Here is a 24391-nt window from a genome sequence, read left to right as displayed (position 1 = left end):
AAAAAAATATGGCAGTGGTAATAAACCGACAAGAACTAAGCGGTAAAAACAAATATGTCAAAGACAATAAGCAGGCTAGCAATAGCAATATATTCCCAAGTTCAGGCATAAAAAATTATAGTTTTTATATAAACAATATTACTGATGACAAGTTAGAAGTTAAAGTGTTAATTGATGCTAGCATAATGCTCCCGTAGTTAGCTGTACTAGTATTAATTAAAAATTAAATATTAAATCTTTATACTTTTATAGATAGCGTTAATATTGAGGTAACATTGTGGGTACAACTAAGATTAGTAAATTTCCATTCAATATAAAAGGTAAAGTGGCAAAACAACATGCCGAACCAATAATCGAAAAAAATCTCTATACTATTTTAGGATTCAAAGATATAGAAGATTTTGAAAATAAGACAAGTAAACTTGTTAATAAAAAAGTTTGGCAATCGTTTGTTGACTGCTTTGCAAAAGAAATAGATTATGCAGCAACCGAAGAAGTTGTAAAAAACATCGTTTGTAACATTGCAAAGAGTGATCAAGGTAATGCTTTTACCAAAACTGAACATCTCATATTAAATGAAAAGCAAGATAATAAAAAGAGAGAAAAAGCGATTAGAAAAGCTATTAGTATTTTGAGAAAAATCAATCCAGAAAAAGCCTTTAATGAACTTTCAGTAATAAAAAAACAAGCTGAAGATTTTTTACAAACCGATTTTTGTAAAGCACAGAGTAAATCACTTCAAGGATTTGCTCCCTCTGGTGGACAGCTCTTTGCGGAAACTCTGAAATATATAGAAACACTAGAAAGATTATCCGAAGTAAAAAAAGAAGGGCTAGTTAGAGATTTCTTGTTAAATCATGTTAGTTTATTGAATAAAAAGTATCCTAAATCACAAGGTAAAAGGGAAGATGCTATAACAATACTATCAAGTGATGAGTTGAAGAATTTTTACAATAAAGGTGTAAAAGAAGGAATGTTACAACCAATGGCATCTTACAAAGGATGCAGAAACCTGTATGACAAAATGAACCAGATAAAAAATGAATCCAAAAGTATAATTAAAAGAGAAGAACGGGAAGAAAATTTAAAGAAAATAGATAAGTCGATAATCAGCGCAATTAATGACATAAAAAAACATAGAGAAGCAATCCTTAACTGTAAAGACTTTCAAAATTCTTACATAAAAGAGAAAAAAGAACATCCATTTAGAGGCAACGCATGTCAAAAAATGATTGATATATATCAAGAGAGAATTGTTGGATATCAGGAGAAAATTCGTCAAAACTTAAACCAAATAAAAGCGATATTAAAAAGTGCGCCGCAAGAAATGGATGATGTGGAAGAATTCGAGGAAATAATTGATGATATACATGAAGCAAAGCAGTGTGATGAAATTTTTGATTCAGCTTTAATTTGTTTATCGAACATACAGAATGAGCTAGATATTCAGCTGGAAAATCCTTCAACAGAACTCAGAGCTTCACACATTAACGTTAAAACTGAGCTAACTAGGTTATAAGAACCAAATCTTTAGGATAATGAAAGCACTTTAATTCAAGACAGCTCTTAGTCTGTGTTTTAATTTGGTTGTGTTTTATTAAAAAAACTTTAGATTTATTTTATAATCGATACTCAAATATAATGACTCAAACTTGGGATTTGTTGCAAACAGGGCAAAAGGAAGGCTATAAAATTGCGTATACTAATGCTCGTATTATCGACCCGGAAACTAAACTTGATATAAAAGGTTCATTATTGACTGAAGGGGATAAAATTGTTGACTTTGGTGAATCATTATTTTCAACAAGTGGAGTTGATGAAACAATAGACTGTAAAGGGCTTGTTCTAATGCCAGGCCTTATTGACATTCACGTACATTTTCGTGAACCAGGCCAGGAACATAAAGAAACTATATATACAGGCAGCAAATCTGCAGCTGCGGGGGGAGTTACAACTGTAGTTTGTCAGCCAAACACTGTTCCAGCAATTGATAGCGTTATTTTGGCTAAATATTTGAAATATAGAGCACTTGAAACTTCACATGTAAACGTTGAATTTTACGCTAAAATCACCACTTCGGAAGAACACCTGACTGAAATGGCACTTTTAAAGGAAGCAGGTGCGGTTGGGTTCACCGATGATGGCATGCCAGTTATGAACCCAATGATTATGAGACAGGCGCTGCTTTATTCAAGTATGCTGAATGTTCCTATTGCTCAACATGCAGAAGATTTAAATTTATCTGCTGGTGGCGCAATCAACGAAGGTAAAATTTCTGAAGAATTGGGAGTAAAGGGGATCTTGAGTGCGTCAGAATCGGTTATGGTAAATCGTGATATACTGCTAATGAAGGATATGGAAAATGTGCACTACCATATTCTACATGTCTCTTCAAAAGATTCACTTGATGCTATTAAACGTGCAAAAGATTTGGGATTAAATGTTACGTGCGAAGTAACCCCTCATCACTTCACTTTGACTGAAGATATAGTAAAACAACATGGAGCAATTGCAAAAATGAATCCGCCGCTTCGCACTGAAGAAGATCGTTTAGCTATGGTTGAAGGTTTAAAGACAGGTGTGATTGATTGCATTGCAACTGATCACGCTCCGCATGATCGTAGTTCTAAAGATCTACCACTTGAAAATGCTGCATTTGGTATTGTTGGTCTTGAAACAATGCTGCCCCTTTCACTTGAACTCTATCACAGTGGGCAAATGGGTCTACTTGATGTGCTTGCAAAATTGACATATAAGCCTGCAGATATAATACACATACCACGTGGTCGTATACAAAAAAACCTTGCTGCAGACTTAATTTTAGTTGACCTCAATCATGAATGGGAAATTAAAACTGACAACTTTGCTAGTAAATCAAAGAATTCTCCTTTCGATGGTCGCAAAGTAAAAGGACACGTAGTACGTACTGTTGTGTCCGGCAAAACTATATACTCGCAGAAGAGTTAGTTATCATATCTTATCTATTCCAATTTGTTATCACCAGAATGGGCTAAGTGCACCTAAATTTAAATTAGAGGTTGTCCGGAAACTAGTAAATTCAAGCATATTCCCTCTTTAACATAACCCTACTCATAGCTAGGTATATGAAATTCTCAGTGGATGTTGTGAGTAAATCATACTCCTTCGATAGCCTTCTATTCCTATTAACCCAAGCAAAAGTCCTTTCTACAACCCATCTTCTTGGCTGTACTTTAAACCCTTGTTCTCTTGTTGGTAGTAGCTCAGGTGGCGTATCTTTGTGCACCCAAAATCTACATGGAGGCCTTTTAACAATTTCAATATCTATGTCATATTCTTCCTTTATGTGATTCTTTAAATTTCTTCCTTGGTATCCCATGTCAGCCCACATTTTTTTAACTTTAGTATATTTTGTTCTCATATTGTTTAATGCTATTTTAATACCATCTCTATCATTTTCGTTAGCAGCGCCTACGTAACAACCTAGTATAAAACCCTGAGTGTCTGTAATTATATGCCTTTTTCTACTCTTTACTTTTTTACTTCCATCATAGCCTTTGATCCCCCCTTTTCTGTAGTCTTTACAGATTGACTATCTACTATACAGGCACTCGGCTGCTCATTCCTTCCTATTTTTCTTCTACTATATTTTGTAATTTCATAATTCATTTTCTCAAAAATTCCCTGCTTCTTCCATTGCCTGAACTGCTCATACACAGTCTTCCATAGCGGAAAATCATTTGGTAAATACCGCCATTGACACCCTGTACGCAATACATAGAAAATTGCTTCTAATATTTCTCTTTTGCTATACTTTGGCGGCCTTCCTCCTTTCTTGTATGATACTCTGAAGTGTTTTTCTATTCTTGCCCATTCCCTTTCGCTTAGATCTGTTGGATACTTTTTTCTCATCTTTACCCCGTACTAAAATTTCAGATATTATAGCCTTTTACTTGTTTCCGGACAACCTCTCATAAGTATACTAAACAAACTACCAAAAAAAGAGCTCGGCTGTTCTTCTGTTTGTGCAGGTTCTGTGGAAGCAACAGGACCTACATCGTTGTCTTGTACATCAGTTCCTTGTTCTGCACTGGTGGTGCTGGTTTTTTCCCCTTCTTTGCTATTATCTGATTGTAGTTCAGTATCATCACCTACTCGTTTTTCTTCCTCTTGACCCCCTTCACTATCTGTCGATGATCCACCCGCTGAACTATCATCAGATTTTTCTGCTGGTTGCAATAGAGTTTTTATTCCTTCATCAGTGGCTAATTTGAAAGGAGTATTTCCATCTTCATTTTCTATATTAACATCTGCTCCTTTTTTTATTAAGAATTTTACTGTTTCCGCAGAGGCGTTTGCTGGACGATCTGCATAACCCATAAACACTTTATTTTTTGTAGCAAAATGTAAAGGAGTCCATAGATCGTTATCTTGTATATTAACATTCGCTCCTTTTTCTAATAAAAGTTCTGCTATATCCGTATAACCTTCTCTAGCAGCCCAATGCAAAAGAGTATGTCCATATGAATCTACTGCATCAGCATTTGCTCCCTTGTTTAATAAAGCTTTAACTATATCTTTATGGCTACTATTGTAATTATATTCCATCATACTCTGAAGAAGTGATTCCATTACTGTATCAACCTTTGCTCCATTATTTAATAAAACTTCAGTTGCATCTTTATGACCATAGAAAGCAGCTTCAAATAAAGGAACCCTTCCATCTTTATTTGCTATATTAACATCTGCCCCTGTTTGTATTAGAGCTCTTACTATTTCTACATTGCCCTTTCTAGCAGCAAAATGTAAAAGAGTTTTTCCATCGTTGTCTATTGAATTAACGTTTACTTTTTTACTTAATAGACTTTGAACTTCCTCATAATTATCACTTTTAACGGCTGAATACAAAGCTTCGATGTCCTTTTGCGTTTCTTCTAGAATTTTTACTATATGTTGCCTGCCTTGTTGAGAGGCAAGATTTAAAGGAGTGCTGCGAGTATTATCTAGTGGAGTAACATAAATTCCTTTTGCTTCTAATAGAACTGTTACTATTTGCTGATTGTAACTTTTAGCAGCTTCATGTAAAGGAGTCTTTCCATCTTTATCTACTGCATTAACGTTGATTCCTTCTACTTTTAATAGAGCTTCTATTATGCTTGTATCGAGTGGTTGCGTTTTGTTGGCTTCGTCAACAGCAACATGTAAAAGAGCGCGTCCAGTTTCAGACTGTGCATTAACATCTGCTTTGCTATCAATTAAAAGCGAGACCATATCTTTGTTTCCTTTGGCAATAGCATGCCGTAAAGGAGTAAATCGGTTTCCATCTAATGCATTAACATCTGCTCCTTCGCTTATTAGACGCTTTACTTCATTAATATTATCTCCTTTAATAGCCTCAAATAAATCAGCATTTTGTGAAACTTGGCTTTCTTCTTCATCATCTTGCAATACTGGATTAACATCATCAGTTTTTTCTGCGTTTTGCAATAGAGTTTTTATTTCTTCTGCCTTAGCTAAATTTAAGGGAGTTTTTTCATTTTTATCTTTCGCATTAACATTTGCCCCTTTATCCAATAGAGCTTGCACCACCTGCTGATAACCACTTTCAGCAGCAAAGTGTAAAGGAGTCTTTCCTTTATCATTTTTTACATTAACATCTGCTCCTTCCCTTAATAGATTTTCTACTTCTTTCAAGTTGCCAAGCCTAGCAGCCAGATGTAAAGAGCTCTTGCAATATTCAGCTTCTTTTTCTTGTAATAGAGTCAACACATCACGTTCCATAGAATAATTGACATGAGCAACATCTGCTCCATTATCTAATAGAACTTCTATTATACTAACATGACCATTTTTAGCAGCCCAATATAAAGAAGTATGCAAACCTTTAACTGCATTAACATCTGCTCCTTCACTTATTAGATGTTTTACTTCATTAATATCACCACTTTTAGCAGCCTCAAGTAAAGCAGTATCTATTAATAGAGTGCGTATTTCTTCGTTAGTGGCTAAATTGAGAGGAGTGTCTCCATTTCGATTTACTGCGTTAACATTTGCCCCATTATTTAGTAAAACTTCTACTACCTCTTTACTATCTTTTTTAGCAGCTGAATGTAAAGGAGTATATCCAAAAAGCTTTCCCTCCTTATTAACATCTGCATTTGCTCTCAATAGGACTTCAACTGCCTCTTTACAGCTATAGGTAGCAGCTAAATATAAAGGAGTATGTCCCCAACCATTTTCCTTATTAACATGAGCCCCTGCTGCTAATAAGGCATTTATTGCATCTGTATTGTCATTTCCAGCAGCCCAATGTAAAGGAGCATTGCCAAATTCATCTTGTGCATGAACATTTGCTCCTTCACTTATTAGACTTTTTACCTTATCAATTTCACCGTTTTTAACAGCCTCAAGTAATTCAGCATTTATATCTCTGTTTGAATTGCTCATCCCATACCTCCTGTAAAACTATATTGTTATGATAAAGTCGTTAATAATCTATGAGCTCTCACCCCCTGTAAAATTATATTATCATGATAAAGTCATTAATAATTCATGAGCTCTGGGTTACGCAGATAATGGTTATTCCACGTGTTTTTCAGTATATTTGAGCCGGCTGTACATAAGAATTGCAATTGTAGAGCATGCTATTGTTAATAGTAAATTTGGTAAAATACCATAGCGAAAAAATTTTCCTACTATATATATTCCAATAGCCCCAAACATCATATTGCAGAATGAGAGAACTGCACTACCAAGCCCTATACCTTTGATCGTTTCTAAAGCAGAAGTTACGTTATTGCTTATTATTAATGCAAGTCCGATATTGGCTGGAATCCAAGCAGTTTGAAGAATGAATATATTCAACTTGTCCGCGAAATAAAAATATACCAATAAACTATCGGATATTATCGGTAACACCAAACCTATTATTAGCATTTTGCTAACCCCTACTTTTGGTACATACCTTCTATTAATTAAAGTTCCAATTATGTAAAATATGACTATGATCGATATGAGGTAGCCAAAATACTGTACTTCAATGCCCATCGATTCAAATATGAACGGGTAGTTAGCAATGTATGCCCAAAGCCACATGAAAGTTAATCCATGAATGGCTGAAAACCCAAGGAAACGATAATTTCTAAATATTGATATATATTGCTTGAAGATATTAGTAGTTATGTTAGTTATACTGGTTTCATTTTTATTTACAGTGAGTGTTTCTTGTAACTTAAAGTAGATAAAAATAAGTATAGCAATTGCCGCGAGTGACATAATAAAAAACAAAAATTTCCAATGATACCCATGTGAAATTATATAACTGCCCACCACTGGAGCTATTCCAGGTGAGAGTGCCACAACCATATTTAATTTTGAAATTACTCTCGAGTATTCACTACCCGAGTACATATCCCTTATTGCTGCATACCCAACAACACCTGCAACACCAGCTCCTGCCCCTTGTATGAAGCGAATTAGTATCAAGAGCATAATACTGTCGGCTATATAACACATGACACTTGCCAAAGTAAAAATTGTCATACCAATCAGCATCATTGGACGCCTACCATAATGGTCCGATAATGGACCATAAATTAAGCCAGATACCGCAAATCCAACTAGATTTAAGCTAATTGTAAGCTGCACTACACTGCCTTCTACTTTAAAATAATTGGCAATGCTTGGTAGTGCAACTGAGTATAGGTCAGTTGCCATATCGACAATTGCTACAGACAATATCATAATAAGAGAGATGATATTTTGCGAAAGAGCTGTTTTCACTTAATGATTTACTGGATTAAATATACTTAATTATAATGTATTTTTTTCATTAGTATATTAAATTAACTACTGAAATTAAGAGTAGCTATTCAAGAAAAAGCCTGTGAAGGCTCTATCCAGTAGGGCAGTGCCATGACTACTTGGATCTAGTTTCCATTATACAATTTCATCAAAGCAGTTTACTTACTTGCAATTAAGTTTCTGGATCCAAGTAGTCATGGCACTGGGATGACAGGAGAAGGAGGCTACTTAGATGACACCCTCCTAGTGGATTCAAATCACAATGTTCGTACAGTTATGTGCTTTGACACTGAAATCTTAAGCTAAAATCATGAAAAGCACGAATTTCAATATCTTACCTTTGATTATTCACTTTAAGCTTTAAGTCTTCAACAGAAGATGCATTTGCCTCACTTACTACCTTTAGTGGTTCACCAAGGCTATGTTCCACTTTTGTCTCAAATTTAAAGCCCAATTTTTCGCAAAGCTTCTGAAAATATTCAACAATAACATCAAACAAATTCTTACCACTTACTTTGTAGTTTTTTAGCTCTTTAGGAATGGTAAGAAGTACTTTACCATCTTCATATGTTACATTTTTATCTTCACATTTCAGTTTAAACTCCGCTGAACTGCAAAAACCTGGTGTTTCGATATATGTACAATCATCATAGTTAAGCATTTTTGTATATTTCATGCTAAAACTAAGCTTTATACAATTGGGTTCACGACAATCCATAATATACTCTCTTGTCATACAGTTGCTTTGCGTTGACAAATGAAAAGATCCAAGAGCTTGACTCATATCATTAGGAAGAAAATGAGTATATCCGCCCTGATAATAGTTATTTATTAACTCCTCAATAATAGAGTTATTGGGAATTGTTGCACCAACGTGTTTAAACATTTCTGTAAAAATTTGTCTGAGAAATGGACGATAATTCCCTTTTCCGTTTTCATCCCGTAGAATTAGATTTTTATGTTTTGAATACAGATTGTTAATAAATTCGTTAGTTATTTTTTGTCCGTTAATAGCAAGGCCGTGTGTTCTATTAAGATCCTTATATGTTCCCTCACCAGAAATTACTTCGTCCCAAGTGTTAGCTTTGAAATCAGCACATTTGAGCTTCTTCACTTCAGCTTTCAACGCATTGACCATTTCCTTTGACATGTTATATCTCTACCATTAATACCTGTATATTAATTCTAGCACTTACTTTATTAAATTTCAATTACTAAATGAATTTATCACTTTCACTTCCGTATTTTCCAGCGAGTCACCGTAAGTCACTGCTTTTAGGTAAAACTTTTTTCCCCTTTGCACTTCGAAAGATATTACTGAATCATCAAGCAGAGTAAATTTTTCACCTGCGGTGTGCTGATACTCTTTGGTGCCCTCTTGCCCTCTAATTAGGTTGCTAAGCTTATATTTATTTTTATCTATAAGTTCGGCACTCTGAAATTTTACTATCTCTTTTCCAACCAGTGCTAAATTGCTTACATTTATAGTACTAACATTAGTGCTTGTAAAACCCTCTTCTGTCATCCCAGTGCCCAGACACTGGGATCCAGGAGAAATATGGTCAAGCGCTGGAATGACACCATCACTTAAATAATGGTTATATGAAGAACTCAATACACCAAAACGTAACACTACTATAAGCCCCTCGTCGGTAGATTCCATTACATATCCGTAAGTAGACTGCTTGTTTGTGCTTGCGATAGGCTTATAATCCTTATCGTTGTACGAAATAAAGAGTGTTGCTCCTTTCCAATTCTTTTCCTCGCTAATTAAAGTAAAGCTTGTGGTATTATCTTTAACATGCGGTAAATCTATCATTTCTATGATGGTTTTGCTAACGTGAGAGGGAGGGTATTCCTTCAGCATAAGTGACCTTGTTGAAGGAAAAGAGAGCTTATATATAGAGCGATCATAACCAACGCCAATTACTTGAATGGACATGCTTTCAAATTTCGTTTTTATAATTCTCACCGTATGCTTTTTCTCACCGTCTAAAATCGTTATTACATCACTTGGCACAAGCCACGCATATTTTATCGACAGCTTGAAATTGTATATATTTCTCTCTTGCCACGAAGAATAAAGTAAAACCTCAGCTATATTTTGCGCCTCTCCCTCCTCCATAATGAGTGGTATTTCAACTGTTATAGCAGTGCCTTGCTTTGGCAACTCAGCATATTTAACATCAATTGGATAGCCAAAATTGCGGTTAAAGTAAACGATGTTAACTTTATTGTTTAAATCCAGTTGACTAATATTAACAAGTTGCATCGACTTTGAACTGTTATTGAAAACCATTTCACCAATTGGCATTACAGTTGTAACTCCCCTGCCCTTTTGGACAAATTTCAGTTTAGAGTCCTGTTCAACCACATCAAAAAAATAGCAACTTTGCAGCATTTTAATAATTGAACGTACCGATTGCTGGTCATTTATTACATATCCAGACAATAATCCTTTAACATTACTCGTATCGAACTGATCGCTTTTTAAACCTGCTTTTTGTAATAGATCCGATAAAACATCGGAAATATTAAGCTGTGAAAGCTTTCCCTGAATCCAATGTCCTGTCTGCCAATTATGGCAGTCAGTCCACATATCACACAAATTGGGGAAATAAGGAAATGGCCTTGCATCCCATGCCCAGAGAAACATTTTTTCTACCATTTCCGAGCTTTGCCACTTCTTTAGCGTTCCTTCAATTGCAATTTTTTGCGAAAGAAAGCTCACCTCTCCGTTTGAATATCGTGGATATTTGCTCTCTATGCTGCCTTTATCAACAAACACATTTGGCTCATTAGTGCAGCCGTTCATACTGGGAAATCCATACTCAGTAAACCATATTTTTTTCATTTTTGGTTGCCATTTCGTTTTACTACCACCTGGATTTATGTGAGTTTCACTCCACCATTTCTCTATATTTTTCCACGCATACCTGCTGTCGTTATACTTTACTCTTTCAGGTTCACTCTTTGAGTAATCATAGAAATAATCATACCCCACTCCACTGCTCCAACCACCCATTACATCTTCCGCGGAATAACCAAAAGGAGGCTCTGGCCCATCAGTCAGTGGAAAATAAGCATCTATGCCAACAACGTCGATGTACTCTGAAGACCACAGTTCATCCATATTATACCAACCATCATATGAGTGGTATTCGCTCCAATCCGCAGCATAAGTTACTATGACTTCTTCCCCAAGCGCAAGTTTCACCTGCTTTGCAAGCTTAACTAGCTCTATAACGGCAGGGTAATTCCCTTGTTCATCCCTGATTTTGGTAAGTTCAACAAATTCAGAACCAATGATAAACCCTTCCACTTTAGTTTGTTTGGCAATGCTTGCATAATGCTCTATAAATTTGTTATATTGATTCTCAAAAAAATCACTTATATCTTGAGGAGTCCCGCTCAATTTTCCTCGCCACTCTTTATTTTCTGTGTCAAGTAAGGGCATCGGATAGAGTATTACCTTGTAGCCTCTGCTGTGTAGCTCTTCTATATATCTTATTAGCGCTGAATCACTAACTGTGCCACCATATCTTGGGTTTCCACTCGCATCTTTTGAAATTAGCTGAGCATCATCTCTGGTACTACTTCCTACTTGCCAATCATCAGGTAATATTGCGGAATCATCTTGAAATTCAACTGCAGGGTATATTTTACAATCTTTAATGTTCAGATCATTCACAAACCAATTGACTACTACCGATACCCACTCAATATTTGGCAAATCCTCCTGCAACTGATTCAAAGAAAGTATTGCGTCGCTCTCTTTAGTGTGATTATTATGATTTACCCTCTGTGCCAGCCCATATGGGATATACTGGTTGCTGCTTATTTTCTCTTGCGCGATTTTCTTCTGTATTTTTGTATCATATACAAACTCTCCTGAGCCTGGTATTATATTGATATTCTGAATATTTTCTACTACTGAAAATCCGCTAGGCTTTAATATAGTCTGCACTTCAAATGTGAATACCGGAACGCGGTTATTATAGTCTGCTAAAGGAAAATTCTTGATGACTATGTAAGATATTCCTCTATAAGCTGGCACGTTTTTTTCTCCTTCAATAGACGATATGAATGGATCAGGATTTTGGTTTTCTGTACCGTGGTAAAAAGTATAATCTATTTCATCAAAGCTAAGTGATGTTGTATCTGCCCAGATTCTGTTTAATTTTTCTACTTTCCCCTTGCAGATCGCAATTGCAAGCGTTGCATAGTAATTATACTCAACATTCATACCTCTTCCAATTTTGCTTTTGGTGGTTATCGCCTCTTCTTTTATTGGCTGTGACCAAATAATGTTCCCTGCAACACGAGCAGTGCCATAGATAATTGGGATCGTTCTGCCGTAGGTTGAGGTTTGAACCTGCAGATTCTTTAGTCTCGCCCCATGCGTTACTTTTTGCTCGGCATCAAGGCCGAACATTGCCCCATCTAGCTGTGCACCAAGAAAAGCACCGAGTTCTGAGCCGATAATCTGGCCAATTGGCCCAAAAATGCTGCCTGCTTGACCAAAAATTGATGATAAAATTATTGTAGACATGGTAATCCTCCTTTTTGATAGATTTTTTTGAAATTGTTGAGAAAAGATCCAAGTGTCACGCACTGGGATGACAGAGTATGAGATTGAAATGACAACTAAAGTAACAAGAAACTCAGTCAGTTATAATGGATAATTGAAGTTTTTAATTAAGAAAAGCACATGGTGTAGCTATAATTATTGTAAGCAACAATGAAAAAGTGCGGAAGTAAATTTTTGCTATGCTAAATAAGATTCTTGACTTTATGCTGTAAATTATCTAATGTTAATATATACGGATTTAAGTAAGGAAAATATGTTTGGTAATCGGAATATTGAAGCGGAATTAGAAAATAGACTGCATGAAGTGGGTAGAAGAGCAGATAATATTGTAAATCATCCAAACAAAATAAAACGTACGTTCAATAAAATAATATGTTGTTTTATTATCCTTGCTTTTTCATGTACAGCACTTTTTATCATACTACCTATAGCAATCGTTTTATGGCTAATATCTTCCTTATTAAGATTACAGCCTAATGAGGCAGATCCAAGGCCGTTAGCTATAGCAAAAAAAGTAATAAATACAATTTTTGGTATTATAGTTCTTTTACCATTCTTATTATTTGTCATTCTTATTTCTCCATTATTATTGTGTTTTGCTCTTGTAAATTACTCAGAAATAAGAGAGTTAATAAATACTGTTCGTGAGATCGGGCAACTAATGGTTCGCAATCTTCATGTATTGGTTGGAGGTCAAAGCACTCATGACACACAAGTTAATGAACATATTCAGTCAGCTATTGATAATTTAATTGCAAAGTATGGCACACCTTCTGAAAGCTTTGATGAAGCTCTTTTAACATATGTTAAAGAAACAAAAGATTTTCCTATTGATGTAGCTTCTAAGGAGATTGCTGAGAAAATCATGCAAAATCAAGGAATACAAGCGAGATTAAACCAGTCTAATTCAACAGAATTTACAAAAGTTTTGGTTGAAGCAATAGCAGAAGCAAAGAGTAGTAATTCTTCTTTAAGAGTATATGGAATAGATTTTTCTAGTAGAGAAATTATCGATGAAATTAAGGAAGAAAAGAGAAGGTTAGTTATTAAATGTTTAGAACGTATAAGGCAGAACAACGATACGCGTTATAACTTGACGCTAAGGCAAGCCATTAATTTAATAATGACGGCCCTTGAAGATAGCTCGATTATAAGTGATGAAGAAAGAAAAGCTACGTTAATAAGACATTTACTCGATATTCAAACAACCTACAATGGTAATCAGGAGGCATGTTTTGTTGGTAGTTTTAATAAAATTATAGAAACATTAGATCATTTACACCACCTTGTTGCAACACCTTTAGGTAGTGATAGAACTAAACAGGCAGCAGTATATAAAGCTCCAGTAATAGTTAACGAGCTTTTCAAAAAACAATCTGAAAGCAATAAAGAAGTTATAAGAGAGTATTGGGGCGATGATGAAAAAGCTAGTGATGTCAACAAAATTTACGTTGAATTTTTAGAAGAAGTAAAGCAAGAGGTTAAAAAGAGATTAGATGAAGAATTTCCGGGAATACCAAATGATATAAAAGGTATTATAGAAAATCTTAAATACGCGGAGTTACCATCCTCCAATTTAACAAATACATCTATAGACTATGATCAGAAAAAAGAAATGCGAAAAAAATATCAAATAGAAGTTAAAGATGCATCCGAAATAAGAATAAATGTTATATAATACGCAGTAAATCACTTCACCAGCGGCAAAGTGATACCATACTGATTCATATATTTTCCTTTCATATCATCATATGATTTTTCACACTCACTTTCGCCGCTTAAAAATACGAATTGGCATGCGCCTTCATTAGCGTAAATTTTTGCAGGAAGTGGAGTGGTGTTTGAGAATTCGAGTGTGACATGACCTTCCCACCCAGGTTCTAAGGGAGTAACGTTTACTATAATTCCACACCTTGCGTAAGTTGATTTACCAACACAAATGACCAGTACATTCCTTGGTATACGAAAATATTCCACTGTACTTGCAAGCACAAAGCTATTTGGTGGAATTATGCATACGTCTGTTTCCTTATCTATGAAACTATTCTCAGAGAAATTTTTAGGGTCCACGATGGCTGAATTAACGTTAGTAAAAATTTTAAATTTATTATCCACTCTTGCATCGTAACCATAAGACGATAGTCCGAAAGATATGACCCCCTTACTGCTTTTGTGATTCACAAAAGGCTCTATCATTCTAAAGTTTTCAGCTTTTTCTCTTATCCATTTATCTGGCATAACTGCCATAATTGCCCCTTAAAGTTGTGTAATACTTACAATAATATAAAATAAAATTTAAATGTAAACTGTAGCTTTTGTCATGCAATTAAAGCTTTTCAGTTTGATTTTTTATTACAATAATTAGATTTATGTTCTTAACTAAAAATAATGCTTAGAAACTTTCTCCTGATTTTTGTATTCGTATTATTCACGCCGCTATCAAATGCTGATGCCAGGAAATACATCAGAATTGTTGGATCTTCAACTGTTTTTCCTTTTATCTCGTTTATAGCCGAAGAGTTCAACCGTGTATTCTCCTTTAAGACTCCAGTTGTGGAATCGATAGGAAGTGGATCAGGATTCAAAATGTTTTGCTCAGGAATAGGGGAAGACACTCCAGACATCACCACTTCATCTCGCCCTATGAAGGAAGTAGAAAGAGAACTATGTAAAAGGAATAAAATTAATGAAGTGATAGAAATCATCATTGGCTATGATGGAGTTGTCATTGCAAATTCAAATCAAAGCCATAGATTTGATTTCACAAAAAAGGACTTATTTGAAACTTTATCTGCATATTCTCAAGAAAATGATAAATTAGTAAAAAATAATAAGAAGTTTTGGTCTAATGTCAATCAAGCCTTACCAAAAACAGAAATTGAAATTTATGGTCCACATCAAAATACAGGTACATACGAAACTTTGGTTAATTCTATTATGCTTGATCAATATTCATGCATGAACTCGAGAATTTTCAAAGAGAATTATAAAGATCAGGAAGAAAGAAAGAAAGCATGTGGTAATATAAGGGATGACGGAAGGTATATAGAAGTTGGAATTAATGAAAATATAATAATACAAAAATTGAAAAGTAACAAGAACGCCTTAGGGATATTTAGTTTCAGCTTTTTAATGAGGAATCAAGATAAAATACAAGGGAGCACAATTGCAGGAATTGAGCCAACTTACGAAAATATATCATCGGGAAAATATATATTAGCAAGACCTCTATACCTTTACATAAAGAGGGAACACTTGGATACTGTTGATGGATTAAGAGAATTCGTAAAAGAAATTATAGATTCAATCGGTATTGAAGGTGGGTACCTATCTAGGCTTGGTCTAATCCCACTTTCAAGTGAAGACATGAAAAAAGCTTCAGCAAAAGTTTATGATATAACGTGACGGTCTTTTATATTCTTTGTCCCAGCGCGGCGCGCTGGGATGACATTATTAACGTTGTACTTCTGTAAACGTTCTTTCTACACTTGGATCTTCTAAAACCTTAGCAATACCAGCACCCATTAATATAACTGCTGCCAAAACTGTTAAAGCCAGTGCAACTACAGGATACGCTAGCACATAGGCTGCAACAGCACCAACTGCGCACAGTCCAACAACGCCCAGAGCAATTTTCCCTTTGTGTTCACTCCAGAAGGTTGTTTCGTTCTTTTCTGGGGTTTTGTTGTCTGCAGTTGGTGCAGAGTTTACGGTGTTTTGATCTAGATCAGTGTCATCTATAAAGTTAAGATCATCATTCTCAGACGGATCCTGATTGATTTCTTGTGAAAATCGAGTCGCATACTCTTTATCCCATGCTATCTGATCATTAATCTTGGCATTATCTAGTTCATTTTTACTAAGTTTTTCCTCAAATTCTTGAATCAAATCTTGAAAGCATTGCTCACCTACTCCAGGTATTTTAGCAAAACGTTTTTGTGCACATGTAAGTTTATCCATTACATAGTTATTTCCATTGGGCTCGAACCCAAGGAGCCCTGGAGAAGCAGCATCAAACATTAATTTAAAGCTTTCTTTTATCTTTTCCACATCTTCTTGGTTCAATTCTTCACTATATTCAACTTTCAGAGGATAAACTAAAAGGGCATCTACTCTTCCACTACTCCAATATACCTCTCGCTCTAAAACCCTTTCTACATCTTCACCACAATTCTCTAATGCTGCTTTAACTTGATCAATATCAAGGTTTTCTATTGCTTCTTGTAAGTTGGAATCAAGATCCTTTACCCTCTCGTGCTTTTCTATTTCTTGAATAACTCGTGCAAGAGCAAAATATTCTGTGCTATTATAGTCAATTTTTCCTTGAAAGCGTTTAAGATCATCTATTGTATCCGCAAAATATGGTTGACCTTCAAAAAATTCTATTACCTTGTAATCACACAAAAAATCATGAGTTTTTTGATCAGCTTTCTGCCAAATTAGTTCAATGATCTTTACTTTAGTGCTAACGCTAGCATTAGAACAGTCAATAACATCATTTAAATGGTACCTTTGTCACTAGTCAGAGTCCCCTCGTGGCTCAAAACTGCTTGTATATCATTATGTTCCTTATGTTCCTTATTGTCGAGTACGTTCTGGACTTCTTGAAAATTGTCATTCCTGACTGCCTGTCTTAATGAACCTAGAATTTCTTCTTGTGCATCAGTTAATTCAACCATATCTTACCTCTAATAAAAATTTAATTATCACACATATTTACAAGTAAATCAAGTATATTGTTAATAACTGTTAATAAAGGCCAACAAAATGCTTGACGTTAGAGTAGCTTTTATGGCTTTGTATAGCGAGGAAGTAATTCTATGAAAAATCATCAACGTTTACAAAATTTGCGTTCAATTGTATTTATTGTGGGAATATTCCTATTGCTGTTTAGCTTAGCAATGCTTATTCCTGCTATTACCAATAAGTATCTCAGCTACGAATGGAAAAATTTTCTCGCTGGATTCATAATTACCTGCACATCTGGCGCAATTTTTATTTTACTCGGTAAATTAAGTAGATTGTATGGCATGCCGGCAATTTTTGCGATTACTAGTTGCACCTGGATTGCCTTGTCTCTGTTTGCAGCTATTCCTTTCTATTTTGATAATCTGAGCTATGTTGATGCATTGTTTGAAACGATATCTGGCATCACAACCACAGGAGCAACTATATTTAATGATATTGAAAAGCAATCTCCGGGAATACTGCTGTGGAGAGCAATGCTACATGGCATGGGGGGTTTTGGTGTAATCACTTTAGGAATTGCAGTTTTTCCTATGTTTAAGGTTCTCAGCCTAAATAATTTACTTTATTATGAATATTCAGATGCTACCAAAAGGAAGTTGCCGAATACGCGAAGCGTAGTGATTCATGTTACGGCAATATATTATGGCTTAATTTTGTTATGTATATTTTCCTATTATCTAGCTGGTATGCCACTATTTGATGCAATATGTCACGGAATGTCTGCTGTATCAACTGGTGGATTTGCTAACTATAATGATTCTATAGGGCACTATAATAATCCCATACTAGAAGCCATAACGATCGTTTTTATGATTTTGGGTTCTCTGCCTTTTCTTAGCTATTTAAAAATCATAAGACGGTTAGACATTTGCTATGATGAGCAGGTCTCTTACTTTTTTAAGATAGCTATTGTTTCATCTTTATTTGCTTGTTTTTGGTTGTATAAAAATGTTGATTTAGGAGTGTCATTATCATTTAGATGCAGCACATTTACCATCACTTCCTTGATTACGTCAACTGGTTATGCAATCTGTAATCATATAGATTGGAGTTTCATTTCAGTCTTAGCTTTTTTTCTCACCTTTGTTGGTGGATGTAGTGGTTCTTCAAGTGGTGGTGTCAAAATCTTCCGCTTGATTGTTCTTTTAAGGTCTATAAGAAATTACTTTTACCTTTTATTAAACCCTGATGCAGACAATGGAGTAAAATTCAATGGAAAAACCCTGGAGAATGATGAAGTTCACTCTGTCTTTATATTTTTTGCAATTTTCATGTTAACGTTTACCATTTCATCAATAGTGATGTCTTACTTAAGCAATGCAGACTTTATAACTAGCGTCAGTTCAGTCTCTGCAACGCTTACAAACTCTGGTCCAGGGTTCAGCAACTTAATAGGTCCTTCAGGTAACTATTCTTCTTTCAGTAATGAAGTAAAATTATTTCTATCGTTTTTAATGCTGCTTGGCAGACTTGAAATATTGCCAATCTATTTTTGTATAGGTAATTTATTCTTATTTAATAGAGAGAAATAGTTGGTGAAACTTGATATTATAGCTAAACTGACTTACGACAATTTGAAAAACCGTCATTCCGCTACTCGTTAGCGATATCTATACCGCGAATAAATCCACAGATGTACGAACATTGTGATTTGGGCACACCAAGAAGAATGTCATCCAAGTAGCCCCTTTCTCGTCATCCCGCTACTTGTTAGCGGGATCTATGCTAAGAGATACCGCGAATGAATCGCGGCATGACGGTTCGCGGCGGTATAGCTATAGATAGTATTAGCTATTTAATAAAAAGATCGTAGCTAAACCAAGAAATATAAAAGCTGAGAGAATATCAGTTGTTGCCGATGTTAGGATTGAAGAAGAAACGGCAGGGTCAGACTTTAAGCGATGAAGCATTATAGGAATGAAAGTTCCGATGAACGTTGCAATAATTGACATCATAATCATGGAGACCACAAAAATCATCTCCACTTTGAAGTTGTGAAACCTTATTGCTAACACTACTAATGAAATAGTAGATAAGATCACCCCGTTTATAAGACCTATTAAAAATTCTTTCATCAGTATTCTTTTTGCATTTTGCTCAGTTAGATATTTTGTTGCGATTGCCCGGATGGTTAGCGTTACTGTTTGGGATCCTGCATTTCCGCTCATTGATGCAATTATCGGCATGATTATTGGTAGTACTATAAAACTTTTTATTACATCATCGAAAAAGCCAACTACTATGGAACACATTGTTGCAGCTAAGAGGTTAAACAGTAACCAAGGTAGCCTTTTAATTATAGTTTTATGTATAGGGGCATTTATATCGGCTTTAGAAGATACACCGCTTATTTTGAGTACATCCTCTTCTGTTTCTTGTTGAACAACTTTTATCACATCTTCAATTAAGATCACACCAATAATTTTACCATTCTTATTTACTACCGGAGCCGATAATAGAGAGTAATCTTTAAATATTCTTGCTACTTCCTCTTGGTCTATTCCAGTTTTAATGATTTTTATGTCATGATCCATTATCTCTTTTATTATTGTGTCTCCTGAGTGAGATATTACCTTATTTAAATTAACACTGCCTATAGGCTCTAATTTTGAGTTGATAATGAATATCTGGTGAAATTTTTCTGGTATTTTTTTATAGTTGCACACAAATTCTGTCAGTTGATTTATTGTCCAATAATATGGAGCTATAACCATATCTTTATGTATTAACCTTCCTGCACTTTCTTCTGGATATGATAGCAACTCCTCTACCGATTTCTGAGTTTTGCTGGGCAAATAGTAAAGTATATTTTCTACAGACTTTCTATCTAAATCTTTCACTATGGTTACTATATCTTCTACATCAAGGAGCATTAGTAACTTTGCTGTATTTTCTATTCCCAATGTTTCTATGATCTCTATTTGTAAATCTGGCACTACATGCACTAGGGCATCACTTAACAAATGTTGATCGAGGATATTAACTAATTTCTCCCTGTGATCACTGATCGAAGTAGATAAAAAATAAGCTAACTGAACACTGTCTATCGTTTTTACAATATTACGAACATTCTCTAGCTCCTCGTTATCAAGTGACTCTATTAAGTCATCAATAGCCTTTTTGTCTAAACCATAATGGGAACTTATTTCAATATTCATTACTTTACCTTGTTTTTTAATAAATATACGCGCTTGATTTCCTTAAACATTAAAGTATAATGAAATTATTTAAATTAACTATCATATGGTTAAATTTCTATTTTGTTTACTGTTATTGTTATTGATAGTAAATATATTAAAATCTAAAGTATAATGAAAACTTATCCAGAAATTCTTGAACACTTTCAAAGCTTAAATAAAAGTATTTCTCTTATCAGGAGGTGTCTTTGACATAGAAAAATTAAAGTTGCGTCTTGAAGAGCTTGACTCCCAAGCGTCGAATGATGACCTATGGCAAGATAACCAAAAAGCACAAGAAGTTTTAAAAGAACGTTCTAAAATTAAGGATGACGTAGAGTCGTTTTTAAAGCTGGAAAGCGATTACAACGATGCCATCAGCTTAATGAAGTCTGCTATTGATGAAAATGATGAAGAATTTTTCTCTGAAGTTGAAAATGAATTAGCTAAGCTAGAGAAATTAATCAAGTATAAAGAAACAGAGTCCTTATTTACTGGTGAAGCAGATAATAATAACTGCTTTTTAGAAATCCACTCAGGAGCTGGCGGAACCGAGAGCAATGATTGGGCTGAAATGCTGATGCGCATGTATATAAGGTGGGCAGAAATTTATCACAACTTTAAAGTTGAAGTTGTAGAAAAATTAGAAGGAGAGTCAGTTGGTATAAAGTCTGCAATGATAAAAATCGTTGGAGAAAAAGCTTATGGGTGGGCAAAAAGTGAAAGTGGAATTCACAGGCTGGTTAGAATATCGCCATTTGATGCAAATGGTAAACGTCATACCAGTTTTGCAAGTGTAGGAGTAACTCCAGTGATAGAAGATTCAATTGATATTGCTGTGGATGAAAAGGATCTAAAGATCGACACCTATCGTGCTTCCGGAGCAGGCGGTCAGCATGTGAACAAGACTGAAAGTGCGGTACGCATTACGCATATTCCAACTGGTGTTGTAGTTCAATGCCAAAATGGTCGTTCTCAACACAGAAATAAAGATGAGGCGTTAAAATTACTTAAAGGACGTTTATACCAAATTGAACTGGAAAAAAAAGAACAGAAAATGGCTGAAGAATATGGTAAAAAATGCGATATAGGCTGGGGCAATCAGATCAGATCGTACGTTATGCATCCATATCAAATGGTGAAGGATTTAAGAACCGGACATGAAGTGGGCAATATAAATTCTGTTTTTGATGGTAATATAGATTGTTTCATAGTTAGTGTGCTTACTAAGCAAAATTAGGTAGGGTTGACTTTCTTGCCATAATATATGATAATTAAAATATTGTTAAAGTAGGAGTAAAGTTATGGCGATTAAATATGATCAGTGGAAAAGTGACCTTACCCAGAAAAAGTGGAGAGAAAGTGTGGAATGTTTTTTACAAAAAGAATGATGCATCAAATTGTTCTGGAATGCAATAGTTAATAGTGACGTTGTTTGTTATAAAAAATTTCTATGTATTCAAATATTGCAGTTCTAGTTTGTTGAGCAGAGTGTTGTGAAGTATCAATAAGTATTTCTCTTTTCAATGAGCTAAAGAAGCTTTCTGCAACAGAATTGTCGTAACAACAGCCTTTATTACTCATCTATATTCTTTACAGCTAAGAGATATTGATACCCTTGCGCAGTATATTGTGAACCTTGGTCACTGTGCAGCAGTAGATTTTTAACAGGTTTACGCCTATTAATGGCCATTAATAAAGAGTTCATAACCAATTGTTTATTTATTGCACTACTCATTAACTACCATACGTGAGAATTATTGCTGCCAAATATAGCCATCCCTCCTTGGTTTTGATGTAAGTAATCCCATACTTTATTTGGTTGATCAACAATAAAGTTTTGATCTAGTATATTGGGAGCTACAGCTCTATTATCTGTTTGTTGTTTTTTAATTTTAAACTTTCTTCTCAGTATAGCCCTGATGTCATTTTTCTGCATAATACTTTGCACCGTTTTCAAATTGCAACTTTTACCCAAAGCCTTCAATTCAGCATGAATTTTAGGAGCTCCATATCTACATTTAGAAACTTGATATATTTTTTGAATAGCTTCGAGTAGCTCTTTATTTGCTGATTCTCTACTGCTTATTTTTCTTGTGGTCCACTTATAGTAGCCACTAGCAGAAAATCCTACATAATTCCTGTACTTTATAGCAGTTACTATATAAAAAAATATTTTACTCTTTTTGACTGGCCAGGGCTTTTTTTTAAATGTCTCTTTCCCTTGTTACTCTTGCTTTGTAAATCAAACCTCTCTTTGTCGTAAGGAGCCATGTTACCTCTACCTGGAAATGCATTTGCCGCTGACTTTTTTTCGTTATATTTCTTCATCCATTTTCCTAATAAACCACCCTTTATTCCTAAATCTCTTGCTATTTTTGTAATTGTTTGACCTGCCTTTCTTTGTTCATTTGCCAGTTTAACAGCTTCCAATTTGAATTCTGCCGTATATTCTCTTACCATTTCTAATCCTCCAAAATTTTATTTTACCCAAAAAAACTCTTTTCTTTCTCTCCACTTTTTCTGGGTAAGGTCAGAAATTTAATGATCCAGGATATACTCCTTTGTTAAGGGAGATTGAGCATTTTCGAATATTTCTTGAGTGCTTCCAGCCTCAACAATTCTGCCATTATGAAAGAAAATTACACTATCAGATAACTTTTTAGCTTGCTTCATTGAATGAGTCACCATAATTATAGTAAATCTTAATTTCAGCTCTTGTATAAGATTTTCGATTGCATTGGTTGCCATTGGATCAAGAGCAGAGCACGGTTCATCCATTAATAAAATAGTTGGCTTCACTGCAATTGCGCGAGCGATGCATAGCCTCTGTTGTTGGCCACCGGATAAATTGAGTGCGCTATCTTGCAATCTGTCCTTCAATTCTTCCCATAAACCAACCTTGGTTAAACTATTTTCCACCATCTCATTCAATTTTTGCTTATCCTTCGCCATACCATGCAATTTTGGCCCACAAGCAACATTATCATATATTGATTTTGGAAAAGGATTTGGCTTTTGAAATACCATACCAACTTTTGCTCTAAGTAGTACAACATCCATATCGCGTGAATATATATCACCCAGCCCATCGATATCTAATTCACCAACAGTTTTGCAACCTGGTACATAGTCATTCATACGATTAAAACAACGCAAAAATGTTGATTTACCGCACCCGGATGGTCCGATAAAAGTAGTAACTTTTCTTTTATAAATATTCAAATTTATATCGAATAAAACTTGCTTAGAGCCGTACCAGAGATTTAAATCTTTAACAGAGGCACGTGTATTGCTCATATCACATCCTGCATTGAATAGAGCCCCGGAATTTCTCTTTTATTTTCGTATAGCCATACTGCTGCTTGAACAGCTCCTCTAGCAAATGTTGTGCAATCAATTGCTTTGTGGTTTAGTTCTATCCGTTCATCAGAATTAACAAACATCACGCTGTGATCTCCTATTACTCCACCTCCACGAGATACTGCAAAACCTATTCCCCCCTTTTTCCTTATGTTTGAACCACTATGTAAATATTGATTGGACTGAAAATCCACTTTTGAAGCGTTAGCAATTGTTTTGCCAAGTTCTATAGCTGTTCCAGATGGTGAATCCTTTTTTAAGTTATGATGCATTTCCCAAATCTCAACGTCATATTCATTACCTAAAAGCTCAGCAGCTTTTTTTACCAATTTCAGCAACACATTAACCCCAACACTCATATTTGCTGACCATAATATTGGAACTTCAGCAGCATATTCTTTCAAATCGACACCTTCTATTCCAGTTGTGCCACTAACCAGCGGTGTTTTAAATTTTACAGCTGCTTTAAGGCAGTCTAACATACATTCTTTAGTTGTAAAATCTATTACAACGTCAGATGACTCAAATATGCCACTAATAGAACTTGTAACTTTAATTCCTAGATTGGCTATAATTGGTCCAATATCTGAATCTATGTACTTACTGCCTGAACGGGCAACAGCACCTGCTATTTCCACTTTGGTATTTGTAATTAATTCATTGAGTATTTTTTTGCCCATTCTGCCTAAGCAGCCTATTACTCCAACTCTGATTTTCATAAAGCTTTTTA

The 24391-nt window shown here is 34.9% G+C and carries 22 protein-coding genes; 7 read left to right on the top strand and 15 right to left on the bottom strand.

What is annotated here, in order from left to right; genetic code table 11:
• Nucleotides 1–8: 8 nt before the first annotated feature.
• From AAGD76_RS01405 to AAGD76_RS01395, 3 genes are all read left to right on the top strand, one after another.
• On the top strand, nt 9–197 hold the full coding sequence (locus AAGD76_RS01405) for a hypothetical protein (protein ID WP_022626229.1): 189 nt from the start codon (nt 9–11) through the stop codon (nt 195–197).
• Between the two features lie 80 nt (nt 198–277).
• On the top strand, nt 278–1519 hold the full coding sequence (locus tag AAGD76_RS01400; protein WP_006279654.1) for a hypothetical protein: 1242 nt from the start codon (nt 278–280) through the stop codon (nt 1517–1519).
• Between the two features lie 122 nt (nt 1520–1641).
• Nucleotides 1642–2967: a dihydroorotase gene (locus AAGD76_RS01395; RefSeq protein ID WP_022626228.1), complete on the top strand. Its 1326-nt coding sequence runs from the start codon at nt 1642–1644 to the stop codon at nt 2965–2967.
• A gap of 91 nt (nt 2968–3058) precedes the next feature.
• Here AAGD76_RS01395 and AAGD76_RS01390 read toward each other — a convergent pair.
• The 5 genes from AAGD76_RS01390 to AAGD76_RS01370 all read right to left on the bottom strand — a co-directional run bounded on the left by AAGD76_RS01390 (nt 3059) and on the right by AAGD76_RS01370 (nt 12334).
• A protein-coding gene (locus tag AAGD76_RS01390; RefSeq protein ID WP_341820157.1) for an IS5-like element ISWpi1 family transposase occupies nt 3059–3891 on the bottom strand; the annotation gives its coding sequence in 2 pieces (ribosomal slippage) (nt 3059–3522 and nt 3522–3891; 834 coding nt in all).
• A 27-nt stretch (nt 3892–3918) separates the two neighbouring features.
• A complete protein-coding gene (locus AAGD76_RS01385; protein ID WP_341820263.1) occupies nt 3919–6426 on the bottom strand; it encodes an ankyrin repeat domain-containing protein in 2508 nt (835 codons plus the stop codon).
• A gap of 132 nt (nt 6427–6558) precedes the next feature.
• Nucleotides 6559–7722: a multidrug effflux MFS transporter gene (locus AAGD76_RS01380; RefSeq protein ID WP_341820551.1), complete on the bottom strand. Its 1164-nt coding sequence runs from the start codon at nt 7720–7722 to the stop codon at nt 6559–6561.
• 394 nt (nt 7723–8116) lie between these two features.
• Nucleotides 8117–8932, bottom strand: a complete 816-nt coding sequence (locus AAGD76_RS01375; protein WP_341820262.1) for a hypothetical protein — start codon at nt 8930–8932, stop codon at nt 8117–8119.
• 57 nt (nt 8933–8989) lie between these two features.
• A complete protein-coding gene (locus AAGD76_RS01370) occupies nt 8990–12334 on the bottom strand; it encodes a glycoside hydrolase TIM-barrel-like domain-containing protein (RefSeq protein WP_341820261.1) in 3345 nt (1114 codons plus the stop codon).
• 292 nt (nt 12335–12626) lie between these two features.
• On the opposite strand from AAGD76_RS01370, the gene AAGD76_RS01365 reads away from it, so the two are divergent.
• Entirely contained in the window at nt 12627–14051 is a 1425-nt protein-coding gene (locus AAGD76_RS01365; RefSeq protein WP_341820260.1) for a hypothetical protein, read from the top strand.
• Between the two features lie 11 nt (nt 14052–14062).
• Here AAGD76_RS01365 and dcd read toward each other — a convergent pair whose 3' ends face one another.
• Nucleotides 14063–14620: a dCTP deaminase gene (gene dcd, locus AAGD76_RS01360; RefSeq protein WP_341820259.1), complete on the bottom strand. Its 558-nt coding sequence runs from the start codon at nt 14618–14620 to the stop codon at nt 14063–14065.
• Nucleotides 14621–14761: 141 nt separating this feature from the next.
• Between dcd and AAGD76_RS01355 the strand changes: the two genes are divergently transcribed.
• Nucleotides 14762–15778: a substrate-binding domain-containing protein gene (locus AAGD76_RS01355; RefSeq protein WP_341820258.1), complete on the top strand. Its 1017-nt coding sequence runs from the start codon at nt 14762–14764 to the stop codon at nt 15776–15778.
• A 48-nt stretch (nt 15779–15826) separates the two neighbouring features.
• On the opposite strand, the gene AAGD76_RS01350 is transcribed toward AAGD76_RS01355, so the two are convergent.
• Nucleotides 15827–16777 carry a hypothetical protein gene (locus AAGD76_RS01350; RefSeq protein ID WP_341820256.1) on the bottom strand — a complete coding sequence of 317 codons (951 nt, stop codon included), beginning with the start codon at nt 16775–16777 and terminating at the stop codon, nt 15827–15829.
• Nucleotides 16778–16872: 95 nt separating this feature from the next.
• Nucleotides 16873–17052, bottom strand: coding sequence for a hypothetical protein (locus tag AAGD76_RS01345; RefSeq protein WP_341820255.1), 180 nt, complete (start codon nt 17050–17052; stop codon nt 16873–16875).
• A 141-nt stretch (nt 17053–17193) separates the two neighbouring features.
• On the opposite strand from AAGD76_RS01345, the gene AAGD76_RS01340 reads away from it, so the two are divergent.
• A complete protein-coding gene (locus AAGD76_RS01340; RefSeq protein ID WP_341820254.1) occupies nt 17194–18654 on the top strand; it encodes a TrkH family potassium uptake protein in 1461 nt (486 codons plus the stop codon).
• Nucleotides 18655–18909: 255 nt separating this feature from the next.
• Here AAGD76_RS01340 and mgtE read toward each other — a convergent pair whose 3' ends face one another.
• Nucleotides 18910–20280, bottom strand: a complete 1371-nt coding sequence (mgtE, locus tag AAGD76_RS01335) for a magnesium transporter (protein WP_006280192.1) — start codon at nt 20278–20280, stop codon at nt 18910–18912.
• A 153-nt stretch (nt 20281–20433) separates the two neighbouring features.
• Here mgtE and prfB point away from each other — a divergent pair.
• Nucleotides 20434–21538 (top strand): peptide chain release factor 2 gene (gene prfB / locus AAGD76_RS01330; RefSeq protein ID WP_341820253.1). Its coding sequence is split into 2 segments (ribosomal slippage): nt 20434–20508 and nt 20510–21538, totalling 1104 coding nucleotides; the frame shifts between segments, so codons are not numbered across the junction.
• Nucleotides 21539–21717: 179 nt separating this feature from the next.
• Here prfB and AAGD76_RS01325 read toward each other — a convergent pair.
• The 6 genes from AAGD76_RS01325 to dapB form a co-directional block, all read right to left on the bottom strand.
• Nucleotides 21718–21882, bottom strand: a complete 165-nt coding sequence (locus tag AAGD76_RS01325; protein ID WP_010082072.1) for an IS3 family transposase — start codon at nt 21880–21882, stop codon at nt 21718–21720.
• Nucleotides 21875–22036: a DDE-type integrase/transposase/recombinase gene (locus tag AAGD76_RS01320; RefSeq protein ID WP_010082071.1), complete on the bottom strand. Its 162-nt coding sequence runs from the start codon at nt 22034–22036 to the stop codon at nt 21875–21877. The genes AAGD76_RS01325 and AAGD76_RS01320 overlap by 8 nt, the downstream gene beginning before the upstream one ends.
• 3 nt (nt 22037–22039) lie before the next feature.
• Nucleotides 22040–22387 (bottom strand): IS3 family transposase, encoded by a 348-nt coding sequence (locus AAGD76_RS01315; protein ID WP_082246251.1) that lies wholly within the window; start codon nt 22385–22387, stop codon nt 22040–22042.
• A 71-nt stretch (nt 22388–22458) separates the two neighbouring features.
• A complete protein-coding gene (locus tag AAGD76_RS01310; protein ID WP_209472831.1) occupies nt 22459–22761 on the bottom strand; it encodes a transposase in 303 nt (100 codons plus the stop codon).
• Between the two features lie 78 nt (nt 22762–22839).
• A complete protein-coding gene (pstB, locus tag AAGD76_RS01305) occupies nt 22840–23598 on the bottom strand; it encodes a phosphate ABC transporter ATP-binding protein PstB (protein ID WP_341820252.1) in 759 nt (252 codons plus the stop codon).
• Nucleotides 23595–24380: a 4-hydroxy-tetrahydrodipicolinate reductase gene (gene dapB / locus AAGD76_RS01300; RefSeq protein WP_341820251.1), complete on the bottom strand. Its 786-nt coding sequence runs from the start codon at nt 24378–24380 to the stop codon at nt 23595–23597. Before dapB ends, pstB begins: the two co-directional genes overlap by 4 nt.
• Nucleotides 24381–24391 lie beyond the last annotated feature (11 nt).

Source organism: Wolbachia endosymbiont (group A) of Cydia strobilella, from assembly GCF_964026745.1.
GTDB lineage: Bacteria > Pseudomonadota > Alphaproteobacteria > Rickettsiales > Anaplasmataceae > Wolbachia > Wolbachia pipientis.
The sequence above is the reverse complement of the archived record's forward strand: the minus strand, read 5'-3'. Positions and strand labels throughout refer to the sequence as shown.

Coding starts and splice junctions, on each gene's coding strand:
- AAGD76_RS01405 (WP_022626229.1), top strand. CDS start 9: ATGGCAGTGGTAATAAACCGACAAGAACTAAGCGGTAAAAACAAATAT.
- AAGD76_RS01395 (WP_022626228.1), top strand. CDS start 1,642: ATGACTCAAACTTGGGATTTGTTGCAAACAGGGCAAAAGGAAGGCTAT.
- AAGD76_RS01385 (WP_341820263.1), bottom strand. CDS start 6,426: ATGAGCAATTCAAACAGAGATATAAATGCTGAATTACTTGAGGCTGTT.
- AAGD76_RS01380 (WP_341820551.1), bottom strand. CDS start 7,722: ATGATATTGTCTGTAGCAATTGTCGATATGGCAACTGACCTATACTCA.
- AAGD76_RS01375 (WP_341820262.1), bottom strand. CDS start 8,932: ATGTCAAAGGAAATGGTCAATGCGTTGAAAGCTGAAGTGAAGAAGCTC.
- AAGD76_RS01370 (WP_341820261.1), bottom strand. CDS start 12,334: ATGTCTACAATAATTTTATCATCAATTTTTGGTCAAGCAGGCAGCATT.
- AAGD76_RS01365 (WP_341820260.1), top strand. CDS start 12,627: ATGTTTGGTAATCGGAATATTGAAGCGGAATTAGAAAATAGACTGCAT.
- dcd (WP_341820259.1), bottom strand. CDS start 14,620: ATGGCAGTTATGCCAGATAAATGGATAAGAGAAAAAGCTGAAAACTTT.
- AAGD76_RS01355 (WP_341820258.1), top strand. CDS start 14,762: ATGCTTAGAAACTTTCTCCTGATTTTTGTATTCGTATTATTCACGCCG.
- AAGD76_RS01345 (WP_341820255.1), bottom strand. CDS start 17,052: ATGGTTGAATTAACTGATGCACAAGAAGAAATTCTAGGTTCATTAAGA.
- AAGD76_RS01340 (WP_341820254.1), top strand. CDS start 17,194: ATGAAAAATCATCAACGTTTACAAAATTTGCGTTCAATTGTATTTATT.
- mgtE (WP_006280192.1), bottom strand. CDS start 20,280: ATGAATATTGAAATAAGTTCCCATTATGGTTTAGACAAAAAGGCTATT.
- AAGD76_RS01325 (WP_010082072.1), bottom strand. CDS start 21,882: ATGAGTAATAAAGGCTGTTGTTACGACAATTCTGTTGCAGAAAGCTTC.
- AAGD76_RS01320 (WP_010082071.1), bottom strand. CDS start 22,036: ATGAGTAGTGCAATAAATAAACAATTGGTTATGAACTCTTTATTAATG.
- AAGD76_RS01310 (WP_209472831.1), bottom strand. CDS start 22,761: ATGGTAAGAGAATATACGGCAGAATTCAAATTGGAAGCTGTTAAACTG.
- pstB (WP_341820252.1), bottom strand. CDS start 23,598: ATGAGCAATACACGTGCCTCTGTTAAAGATTTAAATCTCTGGTACGGC.
- dapB (WP_341820251.1), bottom strand. CDS start 24,380: ATGAAAATCAGAGTTGGAGTAATAGGCTGCTTAGGCAGAATGGGCAAA.